This window comes from Microbulbifer sp. YPW1 (genome assembly GCF_013367775.1).
Lineage (GTDB): Bacteria > Pseudomonadota > Gammaproteobacteria > Pseudomonadales > Cellvibrionaceae > Microbulbifer.
Map to the genome: position 1 here is coordinate 1,117,453 of NZ_CP055157.1, position 17,675 is coordinate 1,135,127.

General features: G+C 58.2%; 17 protein-coding genes. 4 read left to right on the plus strand and 13 right to left on the minus strand.

The window, feature by feature from the left end; genetic code table 11:
• Nucleotide 1 precedes the first annotated feature (1 nt).
• Nucleotides 2-922: a hydroxymethylglutaryl-CoA lyase gene (locus HUW35_RS04765; protein WP_181254485.1), complete on the plus strand. Its 921-nt coding sequence runs from the start codon at nt 2-4 to the stop codon at nt 920-922.
• Nucleotides 923-1,034: 112 nt separating this feature from the next.
• Nucleotides 1,035-2,294: a DUF945 family protein gene (locus tag HUW35_RS04770; protein WP_181254486.1), complete on the plus strand. Its 1,260-nt coding sequence runs from the start codon at nt 1,035-1,037 to the stop codon at nt 2,292-2,294.
• A gap of 121 nt (nt 2,295-2,415) precedes the next feature.
• On the opposite strand, the gene HUW35_RS04775 is transcribed toward HUW35_RS04770, so the two are convergent.
• The 3 genes from HUW35_RS04775 to alaE all read right to left on the minus strand — a co-directional run bounded on the left by HUW35_RS04775 (nt 2,416) and on the right by alaE (nt 5,279).
• On the minus strand, nt 2,416-2,766 hold the full coding sequence (locus tag HUW35_RS04775; RefSeq protein WP_181254487.1) for a hypothetical protein: 351 nt from the start codon (nt 2,764-2,766) through the stop codon (nt 2,416-2,418).
• Nucleotides 2,767-2,875: 109 nt separating this feature from the next.
• Entirely contained in the window at nt 2,876-4,318 is a 1,443-nt protein-coding gene (locus tag HUW35_RS04780; protein ID WP_181254488.1) for a response regulator, read from the minus strand.
• A gap of 388 nt (nt 4,319-4,706) precedes the next feature.
• Nucleotides 4,707-5,279 (minus strand): L-alanine exporter AlaE, encoded by a 573-nt coding sequence (gene alaE / locus HUW35_RS04785; RefSeq protein ID WP_181254489.1) that lies wholly within the window; start codon nt 5,277-5,279, stop codon nt 4,707-4,709.
• Between the two features lie 321 nt (nt 5,280-5,600).
• Here alaE and HUW35_RS04790 point away from each other — a divergent pair, with 321 nt between their 5' ends.
• Nucleotides 5,601-6,164, plus strand: a complete 564-nt coding sequence (locus tag HUW35_RS04790) for a PadR family transcriptional regulator (protein WP_181254490.1) — start codon at nt 5,601-5,603, stop codon at nt 6,162-6,164.
• Here HUW35_RS04790 and HUW35_RS04795 read toward each other — a convergent pair.
• The 6 genes from HUW35_RS04795 to acs all read right to left on the minus strand — a co-directional run bounded on the left by HUW35_RS04795 (nt 6,151) and on the right by acs (nt 11,949).
• Nucleotides 6,151-7,137, minus strand: a complete 987-nt coding sequence (locus HUW35_RS04795) for a TIGR00341 family protein (protein WP_181254491.1) — start codon at nt 7,135-7,137, stop codon at nt 6,151-6,153. The two genes, HUW35_RS04790 and HUW35_RS04795, sit on opposite strands and share 14 nt — an antisense overlap.
• Nucleotides 7,138-7,161: 24 nt before the next feature.
• Nucleotides 7,162-7,536, minus strand: a complete 375-nt coding sequence (locus tag HUW35_RS04800) for a VOC family protein (protein ID WP_181254492.1) — start codon at nt 7,534-7,536, stop codon at nt 7,162-7,164.
• Nucleotides 7,537-7,655: 119 nt separating this feature from the next.
• Nucleotides 7,656-8,072: a hypothetical protein gene (locus HUW35_RS04805; protein ID WP_181254493.1), complete on the minus strand. Its 417-nt coding sequence runs from the start codon at nt 8,070-8,072 to the stop codon at nt 7,656-7,658.
• Between the two features lie 33 nt (nt 8,073-8,105).
• The gene (locus HUW35_RS04810; RefSeq protein WP_255463501.1) at nt 8,106-8,603 is read right to left on the minus strand and encodes a YciI family protein; all 498 of its coding nucleotides are present in this window, start codon (nt 8,601-8,603) and stop codon (nt 8,106-8,108) included.
• 51 nt (nt 8,604-8,654) lie between these two features.
• Nucleotides 8,655-9,506: a universal stress protein gene (locus HUW35_RS04815; RefSeq protein ID WP_181254494.1), complete on the minus strand. Its 852-nt coding sequence runs from the start codon at nt 9,504-9,506 to the stop codon at nt 8,655-8,657.
• 505 nt (nt 9,507-10,011) lie between these two features.
• Nucleotides 10,012-11,949, minus strand: a complete 1,938-nt coding sequence (acs, locus tag HUW35_RS04820) for an acetate--CoA ligase (protein ID WP_181254495.1) — start codon at nt 11,947-11,949, stop codon at nt 10,012-10,014.
• Between the two features lie 304 nt (nt 11,950-12,253).
• Here acs and HUW35_RS04825 point away from each other — a divergent pair, with 304 nt between their 5' ends.
• Nucleotides 12,254-12,607 (plus strand): cupin domain-containing protein, encoded by a 354-nt coding sequence (locus HUW35_RS04825; RefSeq protein WP_181254496.1) that lies wholly within the window; start codon nt 12,254-12,256, stop codon nt 12,605-12,607.
• 68 nt (nt 12,608-12,675) lie between these two features.
• On the opposite strand, the gene HUW35_RS04830 is transcribed toward HUW35_RS04825, so the two are convergent.
• From HUW35_RS04830 to HUW35_RS04845, 4 genes are all read right to left on the minus strand, one after another.
• Nucleotides 12,676-13,242: a hypothetical protein gene (locus HUW35_RS04830; protein ID WP_181254497.1), complete on the minus strand. Its 567-nt coding sequence runs from the start codon at nt 13,240-13,242 to the stop codon at nt 12,676-12,678.
• Nucleotides 13,243-13,390: 148 nt separating this feature from the next.
• Nucleotides 13,391-14,317: a histone deacetylase family protein gene (locus HUW35_RS04835; protein ID WP_181254498.1), complete on the minus strand. Its 927-nt coding sequence runs from the start codon at nt 14,315-14,317 to the stop codon at nt 13,391-13,393.
• Nucleotides 14,318-14,320: 3 nt separating this feature from the next.
• Nucleotides 14,321-16,201: a bifunctional acetyl-CoA hydrolase/transferase family protein/GNAT family N-acetyltransferase gene (locus HUW35_RS04840; RefSeq protein ID WP_181254499.1), complete on the minus strand. Its 1,881-nt coding sequence runs from the start codon at nt 16,199-16,201 to the stop codon at nt 14,321-14,323.
• A 134-nt stretch (nt 16,202-16,335) separates the two neighbouring features.
• Nucleotides 16,336-17,598 (minus strand): serine hydrolase, encoded by a 1,263-nt coding sequence (locus HUW35_RS04845; RefSeq protein WP_181254500.1) that lies wholly within the window; start codon nt 17,596-17,598, stop codon nt 16,336-16,338.
• Nucleotides 17,599-17,675 lie beyond the last annotated feature (77 nt).

Below are 17,675 nucleotides of genomic sequence, written 5' to 3' on the forward strand. Positions count from 1 at the left end.
TATGACACTGCCAGAACGCGTCAAGATTGTAGAAGTCGGCCCCCGCGATGGGCTGCAGAATGAAAAGCAACCCATCTCCGTGGAGACCCGTGTACGGCTGATCGACCTGCTCAGTGAATCAGGATTGCAGGTGATCGAAGCCGGTAGTTTCGTGAGCCCCAAATGGGTACCGCAGATGACCGCCAGCGAGGAAGTGCTCGCAGGTATCCAGCGCCGCCCCGGAGTCACCTACAGCGCACTCACCCCCAATATGGTTGGCTACGAGCGCGCGCGTGATGCCAGGGCGGACGAGGTAGCGGTGTTCGGTGCGGCCTCTGAGAGTTTTACCCGAAAGAACATCAACTGTTCCATCGAGGAGAGCCTCGAGCGCTTCCGCCCGCTGGCGGAACAGGCCCGCGCCGATGGCATCCCGGTGCGCGGTTATGTGTCCTGCGTGCTCGGCTGTCCCTACGAGGGTGACATCAAGCCGCAAAAAGTCGCGGAAGTCAGTCGCGCACTGCTGGAAATGGGCTGCTATGAAATCAGCCTCGGCGACACCATTGGGGTCGGCACCCCGGAAAAGGCCCGTGCGATGATCGAAACCGTGGCCCAGGAGGTGCCCCTGAAGCAGCTCGCGGTCCACTTCCACGACACCTACGGCCAGGCGCTGGCGAACATCTATGCCGCGTTGCAGGCAGGTATCGCCGTGGTGGACTCCGCGGTAGCCGGCCTCGGCGGCTGCCCCTACGCCCGCGGCGCTTCCGGCAATGTGGCAAGCGAGGATGTGCTGTACATGCTCGACGGACTCGGTATACACACCGGGGTGGACCTGGCACGGCTGGCAAAGGCCGGCAACTTCATCTCCAGCGCCCTCGGACGAGAAAGCGGCTCCAAGGTAGCCCGCGCCATCGCCGGCGAGTGCGGGGTGATCGAGGGGGATTGAGTCCCCGCAGCTCAGGAGGTTCTGATCGGGATGGAACGAGATTGCGGTCACGGGATTCACCCCGATCTGCTAACATCAGCCGCTTCGACCCAAACGCCTGAAATTTGACCGCATGAAAGCCTTACGTTTTATCCTGATCACCCTCTCCGCCCTGTTGCTGCTGGTCGCCCTCGCAGTCCCCGGACTGATCGGCCCCAAGGTAGAAGAAGTCCTCCAGCAACAGCTGGCCAACCAGCCCAATATCGAGCTTACCGGCTATCAGCGCGGCTGGTTCGGCGCCGAGGCCATCGCCCGACTCAAAGGCAAGGACGGCGCCTCGGAAACCCGCACCGACATCCAGCACGGCCCGGTACTGTTTACTCACAGCGGCCCGCGCATTGGCGTGCTCTACGGAGAAACCCGCCTTACCGGGAAGGAACTGGAACCGGCCCTGCGCCGTCAGCTGGAAGCCTACTACGGCCCTATTCCGACCAGTGGCGAAGACACTCCGGTCGTTCTGGAAACCGTCGTAGGCACCAACAACCGGGTGACCAACACCCTGCACCTGCTGCCCATCGATCGCAACGAAGCCGATCAGCAGATCCAGTTTGCCGGCGCGCGCATCCAATGGGTCACCGATTACCAGGGAAAACAGCAGAACAGCCATTTTGAACTGGGTGAATTCGTGCGCATGGACGGCCACCGCGAATCCCTGTACCTCGAATCCGCCAAAGGCAACTTTGAATTGTCCCCCAGCGGCGCAGGTACCCTGCACGCCAAGCTGCCCCTGGTGCGCACCAACAACGATTCCGGTCCGCTTGAGCTGCGCGATGTGGAGTTCGATTACACCGGCAAGCTGGTGGCCGCCCGCACCCTGAACGTACAGACTGAAATCCAGCTGCCGGAGATCCAGTCGGCCACCCCGGCCAGCGCCCTGACCCAGCAGATGAACCTGCCGGCAATCAGCTACGATGACCTGCACCACTACCTGTACACCGCAGTGCTCACCCCGGCAGCCCAGCGCAGCTGGCCCCAGGTCTTCGACCGCCCACTGAAAATGCAGCAGCAGCTGGACATCGAAAGTGCCAACGGGCCCATGCAACTGCAGCTGGATGTGGATTGGAAGGGAATGCCGAGAAACCGGCAGATAGAGAACGATAGGCTGTTCTGGCTCGACCACCTGAACGGCAGCGCCAATATTACCGCCGCGGAGCAGGCGCTGATGCAGTCCCCACTGATCATGCAGGCCAGCGCCCTGAAGCAGTACGGTTTCCTGAAAGAGAGCAATGGCGAGCTGTCCATGCACCTGCAGCTGCAACAGGGCAATCTCGAGGTCAACGGCCAGATGCTGCCCGCCGACCTGTTCGTACTGGCCCTGCTCGGTAGTATCTGAGCCCACCCACACTCAGTTTTCCGCAGGCAAAAAAAGAGCGGCCAAATAGGCCGCTCGAACTTCTCTCACCGTTTACCGGTACTACCTCAAACTGTATGACTTCCGTCGCGGTCAGCCATGATTAATAAGCCGGGCGGTTGTCCGACAACGCCAGCCAGCCGCGAATCACCCGGTAGACCATCCATACCCAGCTGATTCCCCAAACGGCGAAGCCCACCAGAATCCACACCGTTGCCCAACCCACCACAAACCACAGCAGGCTGTACCAGAAGGTGCGGATCTGCCAGCGGAAATGGGATTCCGCCAGGGTACCGCGCGCATCGCCGCGCTTGGCGTAGTTGATCAACACACCGACAAAAAACGGTACCGCGGTAAACAGGCTGATGGCCTGGATCAGGTATACCAGGGTGGCAACATCGCGTGCCGAGCGTTCGCGCTCGGCCTGCTGGGGGGCGGGGTACTGCTCAGACATGGGCTCGCTGTTCCATTCAAGACGTTCAAAAGTTCAGCCGCTAGTGTATGCGCAAATCACGCTGGCGATAACAACGTTCTGCCGCATCCTGCCGCGGCAGTCCCGGTGTTTATCTCAGAGCCCACTCGGTGTGTACATTTTTCTCCCGCCAGGACTTCAATTGCTGTATCGAGCTGCGCATCAGGCCCAGGATCTCGGTGCGCTGGTGGCGGCAATACTCCCGCTCGCTGTCAATGGATAGCCGTGCCGACAGCGCCTTGAGACGGCTGGCCACGACTTCCAGGCCCACGCTCTCCGCCTCGGCCGCTATCGCCTGCGCCTGGTGTTGCGCATCCAGCCAGTGGCGGCCGGTCAGGGAACTGGTAAAAGCGGTGATTTTCTTGGGCAGGCTGGCGACGCGATCGCCGAGCAGCTCCGCGAAGGCCAGGTGACCAAGGGTATCCCGCTGGCGCTCCAGGGTACTGGGGTTCAATACCTTTGCCGCGCGCGTGGACTTGCCATTGACCGGCTTGTTGCTGCGGGTCTTCTGTTCTACCCAGCTCAACAATTGCAGCAGCTGGCTATCGCTCGGTTGCGACGGCAGTACCCCGCTCAGACCGCGGCCCGCATAGCGGTTCCTGTCATCTTTACCCACGCTATCCAGCATGCCGAAAATCAGCAGGCCGTCTTTGGCGAAATCTCCCCGGATCTTGCGTGCGGTTTCGACCCCATCGATCAGCGGCAGACGCACGTCGATCAGTACCAGATCGAAATTTCCCTTCAACGCCGCTTCGGCGCCATCGACACCGTTTGTCTCCCGGCGAACCTTGTGCCCGCGCGCTTCTAATCGCGTACGCAGGCTCGGGTGCGAGTCGTTCTCCACCAGCAGAATATTTAGCTCGCGCAGATTGTCGTCATCGCCCAGAACTCCGCGCAGCGAACTCGCGCCGGGCGCTTCCGCAGAGGCGCCCTGGCCCGCACGCTGGATCTCCTCGATATTACTGCGCAGGGTGCGGCACTGCCCCAGCGCCGCCTCGGCCAGGTGACGGGTCTCTTCGTCACCGCCGCGGGCCAGCAGGCTCATGGTACTGACCAGCGTTTCCAGAGGTTGGCGCATGCGGTGCCCGGTGATGGAAAGGAAGTCGCGGTGCTCTTCCTGTATCTGCTCCGCGGTCACCCGTGCCTCGTCCAGCTGTTTGTCGCGCTCCATCAGCTCGTGCATCCGCGCCTGTACCTGACGGAACAGTTTGGCATTCTCCGCCTGCAGGTCCGCGGTGCGGGTTGCCGCCGCTTCTTCCGTGGCCTGTAGCTGAGCCCGGACGCGTAGTAGCAGTGCCGTACAGACAGCCGCGATCAGCACTACGGGAATTACCCACACCAGTGCCAGTCGGGTATCTATCAGCAGCGACTCGCCGGGAAACGCCACCGCCAGTGCGGGACAGACAGAAAGGAGGGCTGCGTACAGGATGCCGGTACGACGGAAAAACGTGCTTCCGGGGTTTATGCGTGTACTTGCGCGTGTATTCGAGCTGACATCGGAACAGCTGCTACTCGCCGAACGGCAGTAGGTCATGGTCATTCATCCTTGTAACCACATGAAATTACGGGTTAATCCTGCAACCCGGTGTGAGCCCCACGTTATTGCACCGATTCCTGGTGCCGTTTTATTAGGCTCTTAGCATGTCATATGTGACGTTCGGAACAGTTTTTCTATTTCTGGCGGAAACGTCACTCAACGCTCCGCTTTTAACGCAAACTTCCTGCGCACACAAGTCTATTTTACGCCATTGATTCCCCTCGGGACAGGGGATGGCCGGAACGCCTTGATATTCAAGCTTCTCCGGCCACTCAGCGACAGCGTATGCAGCGCCAACCAACTGACAACCGGATATCTGAAAGTAGACCAAGCGCGGGGATTCCGCAAAAGCCGCGCCGCCGCCAGCGACGCGACCCAGATCGGATCAGCTGGCGGAGACACTCTCCGGAGTTTCACGCCTGCCGAGCCACAGTCGACGCAGACAGTCCAGGTACATGCCGTAGGGGCGACCGAGAGCGCCGGCAATCAGCACGAAGGTGAGACAGGCGGTAACAATCTCCGGCATCGACGCCCCCCCCAGCATCATGTTGAGGGTATACAGGGGCAGCTGGAAGCTGAGGAACACGAAGGTATCCACCGCGTAGTTGTGCAGGCCGCCACCGCGACCAAAGCGCGCTACCACCCAGTTGCGATACACACTGAACGGACGCGCGATGACCGTATTGAAGAGCACCGCCAGCAGTCGCACCTTGATGTGCTCACGCCAGCTCATCCCGGCCAGCAGCAGTTCGATGGGGATCGCAATCGCCCAGGAAAAGCTGTTCATGGCAAACACGTCCAGCAACCACTCCTCACGGCGGGTGCGGCGGTTGCACCGCTCATTGCGCTGGGCATTGGTGGACTGACTGGTCTCTACCGGACGCTCGTCTTCCAACACCAGTACCGGTGGGGATACGGGAATGGCATCGGTGGCCTGTGACAGGGATTGCGGAGACATGGTGACTACTGACCCGATATACGACAGGAGGGTAACCCGTCGAAATTGCTATTGGACATTATTCAGCCACTTTTGGTGGCGACGGCGATTATATCCACATATTTCGTAAATACTAGGTCCAGACGGTTAAACTTTTACGAATAACTACATTACCATCCTAAATAAACAACATTATCAGGATGCACATAACAACTGCGGGAGGTTGCGAGCAGTATCGTCCTTTTACAAATCAATTACTGCCCTGCAGGCCGCAACCCATTACACTGCCCAATGCTATGCAACTTCGTGCATATCGAATTTGAGACAGCCTGAAAGCCCCACATGTCATTGCGATTTGCCGTCCTCACCCTGCTGGATATCGAACCCGGCAGTGGCTACGACCTGAAGCGGCGCTTCGAGCGCAGCATCAGCCATTTCTGGAGTGCCAGTCACCAGCAGATGTACCGGGAGCTACACAAGCTCCAGGGCGAGGGATTACTGGACTGTACGGAGCAGTCCCAGGAGGGGCGTCCGGACAAGAAGGTCTACCGCCTGACCGATTCCGGACGGCGTGCACTTGCGGAGTGGGCAGCCAAACCCGCGGCGGTGCAGAAGATCCGCGACCCTTTCCTGATCCAGCTGTTCGCCGGCCACCATCTGAGCGGGGCGCAGCTGCGCAAGGAACTTGAGCGCCACCTGCTGGAGCACCGGGCCCTTCTGGTCACCTACGAGGCGCAAAATGCGCGTTTCTACAACCGCCCACCGGAACAACAGCAGCGACTGTGGCTCGCCCATCAGCCACTGCTGCTGGGCATTGAAACCGAGAAAACCTGGATACGCTGGGCTGAGCAACTGCTAGAGCGGCTTGAAGAAATGGACGGAGATACGCCCGCTACTGGAGATTGAATTGGTTGCGCAGGTGAATCGCCAGGGAGAGTAACAACAGGGTAACCACCCACACGGTGATATAGATTTTCATGGAGCGATGGGCGGATTTTTTTTGCCACCAGGTGCGCGGCGCAATGCCCTTCATGAGGAACACCAGTTTGCAGGCCAGGTTCACGCACACCACGTTTACTGCCAGCAACAGGCCCGCCCCGGCAGCCAGTTGCCACTTGCCCGCACCGATCATCATTCCGAAAGTGGCGGCCGGCGGCAGTAGGGCCACCGCGACCATTACACCCACCAGCACACTCGATAATCCTGTGGTCATGGAAAGTGCCGCCGCGGCGCCGGAGGCGAGGGCCAGAGCCACCGAATCCCACCCTACATTAGTACGCGCCAGCAATTCCTCGCTGTAGGTTCCCCAGGGCCAAACCAGTCCGATCACTACGGAAATACCGGCGGCAACCAGCACACCCACAGACAGCGAAGCCAGCGCACTGCGCATCAGCGCCGTGTCCCCCAGCGCCGTCCCCAGTCCGAACGCCATATTGGGGCCTAGCAGTGGGGCAATCACCATGGCGCCGATGATCACCGCCACATTGTCTTCCAGCAACCCGATAGCGGCGACAAGGGTGGAAAGTACTACCAGCACCAGGTAATCCCGATCCAAACGCGCGCTTTTCTCCGCGCTGGCGTAGAGGGCCTCACGCGCGGCCAGCGCCGCATCTTCTTTCTTGCGCTCTTCCTCGCTCTGCTGCGGCAGCGAGACCTCCACCGGGATCACCAGTACCCGCGCACCGGCCACGCACTCCACCAGGGGCGCGAGCAGGTCCAGCGCGGACTGCACCTTATCGTCACTCACCAGCATGCGCATGCTCTGGTGCCCACTGGGCACGTGGGCATCCAGGCGGAATTCTTCAGCGGTACAGGATTCTGCAATAGCGGCTATGCGATCAGCATCTTTCGCATCCGCGAGAATCGAGAGTAACTTCATAACGCGTCCCAGCGAATGCCATTATCAAAACGCGTCGGCGGGAATATGGCACACCACTTCAATATTGTGCCCATCGGGGTCGAGTACGTAGGCGCTGAAGTAGTGATCGTGATATTCCGGGCGCAATCCTGGCGCACCGTTATCCTTGCCCCCGGCCTGGAGTGCGGCATCGTAAAACGCCTGCACCGTTTCCCGGTCTTCTGCACTGAATGCGATATGTACGGCGGGCGCCGTGGTGGAGCCGCCCTTGATCAACAACTGGGGTTTTCCGCCCCATCCGAAGGCCGCCCACCCGGCGATTTCCGAGACCAGCTCGTAACCGAGGGGCGCCAGTGCGGACTGGTAGAACACTTTGCTGCGCTGGTAGTCGTGCGCTGTCAGCCCAATATGATCCAGCATGTTTTTTCTCCCTGCCGCGATAAAATCCGATCCCGTATCCGGAAAATCAGTATAGAAGGCCGGACACAGGAAGGTAGGACAGGAGGAAAGTAGGCGGAAGCAGGTCTACAGAGGAAGCCTCAGACCACGCCAAAAAAGGAAAGTGTGCCATAAATGACTACTGCGGAACCGCAAATAAACTGCCCCAAGATCAGGGCGCGGATGGCAAAGGTGTAGCGGATAAACCGGTGCTGACTGTGCAGGTCTCGGCTGAAAACTCGAGCGGTCTCCGGCAGCGCCTGCTCGATGGCCCGCAAGCCCGGTACTGCTAGATTCAACAGTGCCCGACTGCGCAAGTCCATCACCCAGAAAACCGCAGAGACAATCACCACAAACCCGCCCAACAATACCAGTATCAGCGGGTGGAAGCCTTTTTCCACGGCAGTAAATACACCACCGTCAGCGAACATCGATAGCACGACAAAAAAGTTGAATGCTTTGAGACGCTGCTCGGCGTTAAAGCGGTAATGCTCACACAGGTACTGCTGTTCATTCACACTGGAATTCCTTCTCCTCCAGGAAGTACCGCATCACGGTGCTTGCTTGGCGATACGTTTATGGACATCGTTGATGGATTTCACGGCGGCAGAACCGTACCAAGGATGCAGTTCCATCACCAGGCTACCGGCTTTTACCGCAGGATCGCTCTCAACCAGTTTGCGCGCTTCTTCCACAGAGTCCACGTCAAAAACGTAGATACCACGCAGCTCGCTGCCGCCAAAGAACGGCCCCGCGAGCACCAGTACACCCTCATTGGCCAGGCGCCGGATATTTGCCATGTGTGCACGCTGCAATTCCGCAGCAGCTTTTGCATCGCGATCTCGGTTTGGGCCCGCTTTAAGTAACGCCATGACATACCGATGCATACCATAATCATCTGCGCCCAGGCTGTTCGCCAGCTCGGCATCGTAGGTGGCGCTGTCGACGGTCGCAGCACCGGTTTCGCTGGCAGTGGTGCTGGCGGCGTTAAACAGCATACCCAGGCTCAAAATAAAGCCAAGGGAATAGCGGGCATTTTTGGTGCTCATTATTTTTCTCACTATTTTTTGATCTGGCTAGACGCGTAAAGCTGACCGATATCAGGGGACAATAAGTATGTCGGTATTCGCGCGCCCGAGAATACGCTCGGCGGTATTGCCCAGCAGGAAACCTTTTGGCCCTTTGCGCACCCCGCGCCCGACCAGGATCATTCGCGCCTTGTTGCGGTCGACCACGCGATTGACCTCGGCGGCGGGCTTGCCGGTAACGAAATGGGTTTTCTTGCAGTCTACGCCACTGTCGGCGATCACCTTGTCGACCGCTTGCAACAGGGCACCGGCCTGCTCGCGAAATTTATCCAGATCCTTGATCTCGTCCGTGGCGGGCACACAGGCTACGGCTTCGAGTTCGGCTCCGAGCAGCTTGCCGAATTGCTCGCCGAGCTTGAGCGCGCGCTGGTTGAGTTCTACGTGCAGGGTATTTTCCACGGCGGGGTCCAGCGCGGCCACAATGCGATCGCGCTTGATCCAGTGGGTGCTGACGGCGAGCCACAGTGGCGTGGGCAGGCTTTCGATCAGGCGCCAGTCAATAGAACCAAAGCCGCCGCGGCCATACTGTTTCTGGGCGGTTTTCACTACCAGGTCGATCTGGTTGTCGGCGAGGTATCCGAGGGTCCAGGAGGGGATATCGTGGTGCCAGATGACTTCGGCACTGGAGCCTTCAGGGAGTGTGTACTCCTGTTTCAATGCGTCCAGCCACCGTCCGCGCTCTTTCTGTATCTGATCGGTAATATTGAGAATCGACCCGGACAGCATGGGAATAGACACCACGGGCTCGTACACAAAACTGACAAGCTGCAACTTGGCACCGGACTTCTGCGCCAGTTCAAGGGCGCGTTCCAGGGCGATCTGTTCGTGTTTGGGCTTGTCGAGAATGACAAGAATATTCTGCATGCGGCCTCCGGTGCTGCTGAAATTATTTCATTACCTTTCGGGCAATTAAATCACCAGTGTCTGGTTTTGTCTTGGTTTCAGATCAAGTGCGGTGAAGTTTAGTCCGAGGTACAAATTGTTCTCGCTCTGTGGCGGTAGAGCACCGGGTATGGCTTTTCGAAACCGCTGTGAATACGTCCCTGTACGCTGCGTCGGCGACATCCCTGTCGCCGACGCTTTCGAAAAGCCATACCCGGCACCCCACCTTCAATTCCGACTAAACCACTTCGGACGAAATTCGGAAACGTTCTAACGAAGGCGAGAAGCCGGAACTGAAGGAAAAGTGCTGGGGACGGGGTTTCAGGAGCGTCGCAAACAGGGCCGAAGGCGCCGCGTTGAAGCGGCCGGATACTTCCCAGGGACGGGTTCACAGGGAGGCGCCTAGCCCGGTCCTGAAACCCCGTCCCCAGTGCTTTTCCGCCATCAAGCTCAAAACAGAACTCCCATTGACAGCGGGGTGCAGAGTTTACTTATTAGCCCGATGATCCACGAGCTCTTCAACCACAGAAGGATCGGCGAGCGTAGAAGTATCGCCGAGCGAATCCAGCTCGTTACAGGCAATCTTGCGCAGTATACGCCGCATGATTTTGCCGGAGCGGGTTTTGGGCAGCCCCGGGGCCCACTGGATGATATCGGGTTTGGCGATAGGGCCAATTTCCTGCACACACAGGTCGATCAGCTCCTTGCGCAACTCCTCGGAGGGCTCGCGACCGTTTTTCAGGGTGACGTAGCAGTAAATACCCTGCCCCTTGATATCGTGGGGGTAACCCACCACAGCGGCCTCGGCGGTATCCTCGTGCAACACGATTGCACTCTCGATCTCCGCGGTACCGAGGCGATGGCCGGAGACGTTAAGCACATCGTCGATACGCCCGGTAATCCAGTAATAACCATCGGCATCGCGGCGCGCCCCGTCACCGGTAAAGTAGTAGCCGGGGAAGGTGGAGAAATAAGTGTCGATCATGCGCTGGTGGTCGCCAAATACACTGCGGATCATGCTCGGCCAGCTGGCCTTCATCACCAGAGCACCCTCGCCTTCGCCGTCGATTTCCTGCCCCTTCTCGTCCAGAATCGCAGGCTGCACGCCGAAGAATGGACGGGTGGCGGAGCCGGGTTTGAGATCCGTGGCGCCGGGCAGCGGCGTGATCAGGTGGGCGCCGGTTTCGGTCTGCCACCAGGTATCGACGATCGGACAGCGCTCCTCGCCTACTACCTTGAAGTACCACTCCCAGGCTTCCGGATTGATCGGTTCACCCACCGTTCCCAACAGCTTCAGGGAACTGCGGTCGCACTTGGTAACGTAGTCGTCGCCGGCACCCATTAATGCGCGGATTGCGGTGGGGGCGGTGTAAAAGGTATTCACCTTGTGCTTTTCCACCACCTGCCAGCAGCGGGACGCATCAGGATAAGTGGGCACACCTTCGAACATCAGCGAGATGGCACCGGCTGCCAGCGGGCCGTAAACGATGTAGCTGTGGCCGGTGATCCAGCCCACATCCGCTGTACACCAGAATACGTCGCCCTCTTTGTAATCGAAGGCGTATTTGAAGGTCATGGTGGACATCAGCAGGTAACCGGCGGTGGTGTGCAGCACACCCTTGGGTTTACCTGTGGAGCCGGAGGTGTAGAGGATAAACAGCGGGTCTTCCGAATTCATCGGCTCCGGCGCGCACTCGGTGCTCTGCTCGGCAACGGACTCGGCGTACCAGATGTCGCGTTTGCTGTCCCAGTCCACATTGGCACCGGTACGCTTCACCACGATGGCGGTGTGTACGTCCGGGCATTTGGCCAGGGCCTTGTCCACATTGGCTTTCAGGGGCACCTTGCGACCGCCGCGCACGCCTTCGTCAGCGGTGATCACCAGGCGGCAATCGGAATCGAGAATCCGGTCCTTGAGGGAGTCCGGCGAGAAGCCGCCGAATACCACGGAGTGCACCGCACCAATCCGGCTACAGGCGAGCATGGCGTAGGCCGCTTCCGGGATCATCGGCATGTAGATACAGACGCGATCGCCCTTCTCCACACCGCGCGCCTTGAGCAGGTTGGCCAGGCGACATACCTGTTCGTGCAGCTCGCTGTAGGTGATGGTTTTGCTGTCGGCGGGGTCGTCGCCTTCCCAGATAAACGCGGTCTGCTGGGCCCGTGCGGGCAGGTGGCGGTCGATACAGTTGACGGAGACATTCAGTTCACCGTCGGCAAACCAGGCCGCGTGGCCCTTGGTCAGGTCTTCCTCGACCACCTTGGTAAAGGGCTTGCTCCACTGCAGGAAATCTTTGGCCTGCTGGGACCAGAATCCCTCGGGGTCTTCTACCGACTGCTGGTACATGCGCTGATAGTCCTCGTTGCGAACGAGGGCATCGGCGGCGAATTTTTCCGGCACTGGGTGTAGGTGCACTTCAGACATTGTTTTCTCCCTTATTAGAATTATCGGGCTGCTGCGCCTCCTTATTAACGACTCTTGTAGGTAAGTAGTCACTATGGCGCGTTCATCGCAGTTGCGCCCCGGCAGCTGTCCGGGGGCATTTATCCCGATAAGTTATACCACTGGCAGCCAAGAAATGACAACGCTGTCACCTCTTCGATTACCCCATCATAGCCTGCGAAGTTTGCTGATTCCCAGTCTGCACCCGGAATCCCGTGCCTTTTTTGTCGGTGCGGTGCAAAATACCCCAACAAAAAAAGTGATCACATTTTCAGGAGTGCATTTTATGTCGGTAAAACTGTTGCGTATCCAGGAAGGCAAGGGTGAGCGGGATGCGGGGCCTGTCGCCCAGGAAAAAGTACTGGCGGGCGCGCCCCAGCAATTGACCGAGCATTTCTTTACCAATGCGAAGGAGAACTTCTTTTGCGGTGTCTGGTCTTCGGATGCGGGCAAGTGGACGCTCACTTACGGTGAAGATGAGTTCTGCTACATCATCGAGGGCGAAGCGATCATTACCGATGCCGAAGGTACCAGTGAAAAGGTTTCTCAGGGGGATGCGTTCTGTATTCCGGCGGGATTTGAGGGGACCTGGGAGACCATCGGTTCGGTGAAGAAGTTTTATGCGATTTACGAGGAGTAATCCCGTTCCGTAAAACCAGAAATCAATCTACCCCGACCGGAACAAAGCCGGGATAGATCCCATGTGCACTAGCAAATCAGGGAAGTGCTAGTGCAGTGGATATCGCCCTCTACCACATCACATTGTGTATCCACGGTCTCGCAGTTCAAGGGAATCTCAATGTCGCTTCCAAACCGGGCCGCTGCCTCTACAGCCTTCTTTCCAGTATCCCCCCTGAAAGAAAAACGCCTGGAAAATTCGACAGGTGAATCAGGTACCTTATTGCCATTTCCGTCTACCCCGGTGCCTGCGGCATATGAATATCCGTATTCACCACCGAGTATATTTACGTAAGCGAGCTTGAACTGAGCCCGGCCGCCATCGCTAAATTCGGCCCATACCCGGATTTCAGATTTCTCCTGGCCTTCTGAAGACGCAATCAACCGTATCAGCGTATCCTCAACTTCTTTCGTTACCGTCACATCCTTGGTGATCGCGTCACTGATCAAATTACGGGTGCGAGAATAGCCGGTCATATCCCACGGGCTTTCCGCGATGCTCGGATCGACCTGGAAGTTCGTGACTTCCAGAATACTTTGCCCCCAACAATTCACTGCCCCCAAAAGCATTCCGCAAGCAAAAAGAAATTTTCTCATACCGAGACCTTAACCAAACTTTGTTTTTATTGAGAATTCCATTCTTCAGGCAAATACCATACCGGAAACGGATTAAGTATAAAAACAAACGGCAAGTGAAGCTTTGCCGTCAGGAGACAGCAAGAGCTATCGATCAAAAGGGCAGTACTCAACCACCAATCATTCCCCTGAGGTGCGCCACCACACTGCGCCCCAACGCAGATAGCGCGTAGCCGCCTTCCAGCGCGGAAACTATACGGCCGTTACAATGCTCATCGGCAAACTCTCGCAGCCTTTCGGTCACCCACTGGTAGTCGTCTTCGCGAAAGCGCAGCTGCGCCATCGTATCTTCGATATGTCCGTCGAAGCCCGCAGAGATAAACAGCATCTGTGGCTTGAATTTTTCCAGTGCCGGTAGCCACTGGTTAGTCACCAGGTCTCTTAGCGCATCGCCCTCGGCACCCGCTTCCAGTGGTGTATTTACGATGTTATCCGGCAATTCACCTGTGCCGCTGAACGGGTAATAGGGCGACTGGAAACTGGAACACAGCAGGTAGCCCTCGCGACCGGCGACAAAATCCTCCGTGCCGTTCCCGTGGTGTACATCGAAGTCGAGGATGGCAACGCGCTCCAGCCCGTGTTGCGCGCGGGCGTGGGCGGCGGCGATGGCGATGTTGTTGAACAGGCAGAAGCCCATGGCCTTGTCGCGTTCGGCGTGGTGGCCCGGGGGGCGCACGGAGCAGAAGGCGGAATTCACTTCACCCGCAATCACCCTGTCCACCGCATCCACGGCCGCCCCCGCGGCGTGCAGGGCCGCGTCCAGTGATTCAGGGCACATACGGGTATCTTCATCGAGGGCTTCGAAGCCTTCGCTGGGCGCGCGGGCGAAAATTGAATCCACGTAATCCGGGGTATGTACCAGTCCCAGCTGGCTGCGCGTTGCCTTGGGTGCGTCGAAAAAACGCAGTACGTATTCCATGCCGCTGGACAGCAACTGATCCTGAATGGCATCGAGCCGGGCCGGGCTTTCCGGGTGTTCTGCACCCATGTCGTGCAGGCCGCAGGCGGGGCTGGTAAAAAATCCGACGATGGGCATTGTTCAGTCCTTTAAGTCACTAATGGAAGCGTCGGTGAGATCCAGCTCCAGATAGAGTTCATCCATGCTATCTCCCCTGCGGGCAACAAAGCCGTTGTTTTCAAAAATTGCTAGCATGGGCTTGTTATCCCGGCGCACACAGGCAAACATTTTTCCAATCCCGCGCGCGCGGGCAATGGCTTCCATCTCTCTCAGCAGGGTGGTGGCGATGCCTTTTCCGCGGCGGCTTTCCTTGATGACGAAGGCCACTTCACAGCTGTTATCCGCTGCGTAAAAATAATAGCGCCCGACCCCCTGGATCACTTCGCGACCACCATCGTTGTCGATAAAACACAGCGCCAGGTCACGCTGCTGATCCACACTCACCAGACTGCAGGATTTCTCCCGCGACATCTGCGTTACGTGGTGGTTGTAACGCATCATCAGGGTTTCTTTGTTGTGGGTGTAAAAGAATTCCTGCAGGCGACGCTCATCCGCGGGGCGCAGGGGACGCAATGTATAACGGATACCACCAAACGTATAGCGCTTCTGTTCCACCGGCCCCAGTTCGGGTACCCGGGTGGGTGCCTGTTCCTGATACTCCGGCACCCAGTAAAACTCGCGGACTTTTTCCAGCAGTTCGCGACGAAAATCCGGGTGGGCAATACGGATCATTTCCAGGGTTCGCTCACGCACACTCTTTCCGCGCAGGGAAGCGATACCGTATTCGGTCACCACATAGTGCACATGGGCGCGAGAAGTAACGACTCCTCCTCCGGGAGTAAGCGAGGCGACAATGCGGGAGATCAACTTGCCAGTTTTATCCCGCGCGGTCGACGGCAGCGCGATGATTGGCTTGCCGCCCTTGCTGAGCGCCGCGCCGCGAATAAAATCCACCTGACCGCCGATGCCGCTGTACAGCACACTGCCGATGGAATCGGAAACCACCTGCCCTGTTAGATCCACCTCAATGGCGCTATTGATGGCGACCATCTTTTCGTTGCGGGCGATTTTCACCGGCGAGCTGACGTGCTCTGCCGGATACAACTCCACATGGGGATTGCCGTCGACAAAGTCGTACAGCATTTTCGATCCCATACAGTAACTGGTAATGGTCTTGCCCTGATGAAAGGTCTTCTTGCGGTTATTGATCACTCCGCTTTTCATCAACTGGGCAACCCCATCGGAAATCATTTCCGAGTGCACGCCCAGGTCTTTGTGGTTTCCCAGGTAGCGCAGTACGGCGTCGTGCACTTTCCCCATACCGATCTGCAGAGTGGAACCATTTTCCACCAGTACCGACACATACTGCCCGATCTGCTCCACCGCCTGGTCCATTTCCGGTGGTGGTGATTCCGGGATGGGAGCGTCGGCGGTCATCCACGCGTGAATCTGGTCGCGGTGAATAAAGGTATGTCCGTTAGTGCGCGGCATGCTGGGATTGATCTGCGCGATCACGGTGGTGGCATGTTTGACAGCGGAAGACACCACATCGACGCTCACACCGAGGGAGCAGTAACCCATCTCATCGGGGGGGCTGACCATGATCAGTGCCGCGTCCAGTGGCAGTACATGGTCGCTGAACAGTTTCGGCACTTCGGAGAGAAAGGTGGGCGTGTAGTCCGCGCGCCCCTCCGCCACCGCATTGCGCACGGCGGTACCGCCGATGTACAGCGCGTTGACGGTAAACAACTCGGCGTATTTGCGCTCGGCCCAGAAATTGTCGGACAGGGTAAATACGTGCGTCACCTCGATATCATTGAGGCCGCGACTGTTGGCCACCAGGTCTGCCATCAGCGCATCGGGCACGGCGGCGTGGGAACCGAGGAAAATGCGACAACCGCTTTTCAGCAGCTTGTCCCAACTCTGCGGCTCTCCGGTCTTGGGGTGGGTCAGGGATGACATGCGGGAAATGGTGCCTCCTGTCGAATCTCGCAATAGTATGCAAGACTCGCAGGAGCCACCAGCAAGCGCAACTTTTACCCGGGAACCAGCCCTGTATTCAAGGCTGGAATCCGGACGGGCTCAGTAAATATACACTAGTGTTTTTGTGCCAGCCCGCTTTCCACCGCATTGGCGACGGCGCGGGCTGCCCGCTCCATGGGCACCGAAGAAAATCCGTTGCCGAACCAGGCAACCACCAGGTCATTGTCGGGAGAGACATAGAGGCCCTGACCGTTCATGCCGCCCTTGTACAGATCGCCATCGTGAAATACTGCGTCCCACTGGTAGGCGTTGGCGCGCGGGATCTCATCAAATAGCCGCTTCAGCTTCGGACCGATGTTGCCCTTGAGATAATTTGCGGGCTGTCCCGCAGTCTGGATATCCTTCAACATCTCAGCCGAAACCAGCCGCGTCTGGGACACCTCACTCCAGCTCGGGGTATACAACATGCCAAACTTTGCCATGTCGATCAGGCGCGAGGAAATCAGGCCGTGAATAATGGCGTTCCCCTGGGGCGAAAGGCCAATCTGTGCGTCGCCTTCCATCCCCACCTTCATCCAGATCCGCTCGGCAATCACATCCGCAAGGCGCTGCCCGGTCACCGCCTCGATGATCAACCCGAGCATTTGTGTATTTGCCGATGAGTACTCAAAGGCCTTGCCGGGCTGGTGGAGCTTTTCGATGGCCAGTAACGCCTGGTTATGGGTTTGCAACTCGCCATCCGCGTTGGGCAGACCCGCCTCGGCCATCATAAAACGGGCAAAGCTGGAGCTCGGGTTGGCCCGCTGTTCCGGCCCCTCTTCCAGGTCCAGACCGGTCTGCATATTCAGTACATCGATCAGCTTGATGCCTTCCCAGGCGGTCCCCTTCGCGGCCGGCACATAGTCCGCCACGACCTTGTGCACGTCGACCAGCCCCTGCTCTTCAAGCTGCGCAATCAGCAGGCTGGCCACGGGTTTCGCATTGGACATCCACACATGGTTATCGAACGGGCGCATGCCCGGGTATTCCTCATAGATCACCTTGCCGCGGTGAACCACCATTACACCCTGCAGTGGAGAGTCCTGTGCAGTGACCAGATCGTTAAAATTCCGGGTTTTGTCCTGCCAGTTGACTGCAAATGTGTTGAGCCAGGTTGCGCGCTCTCGCGGCAACTCCACTACATGTCCCGCTCGATAGATGGTCGCGTGGGGAAAGCTTTCCGCCAGGTGCAGATAGGAATAGGCTCCGGCCGGTGTCACGGTCAGGAACTTCGGCAGGCTCCAGTCTGCGCGCAACTGGTAAGCGTCATCCGCAGCATAGCCGTCGGCAACCGCCCGCAGATAGGTATTGCCGCTTTCTGCCGTTGCTGCACTCATCGCTAGCAAGAATCCTGCACAACAGCCGTGTAAAATTTTCTTCATGGTTTTGCCCTTTTCTCTAACAACTTATCGAG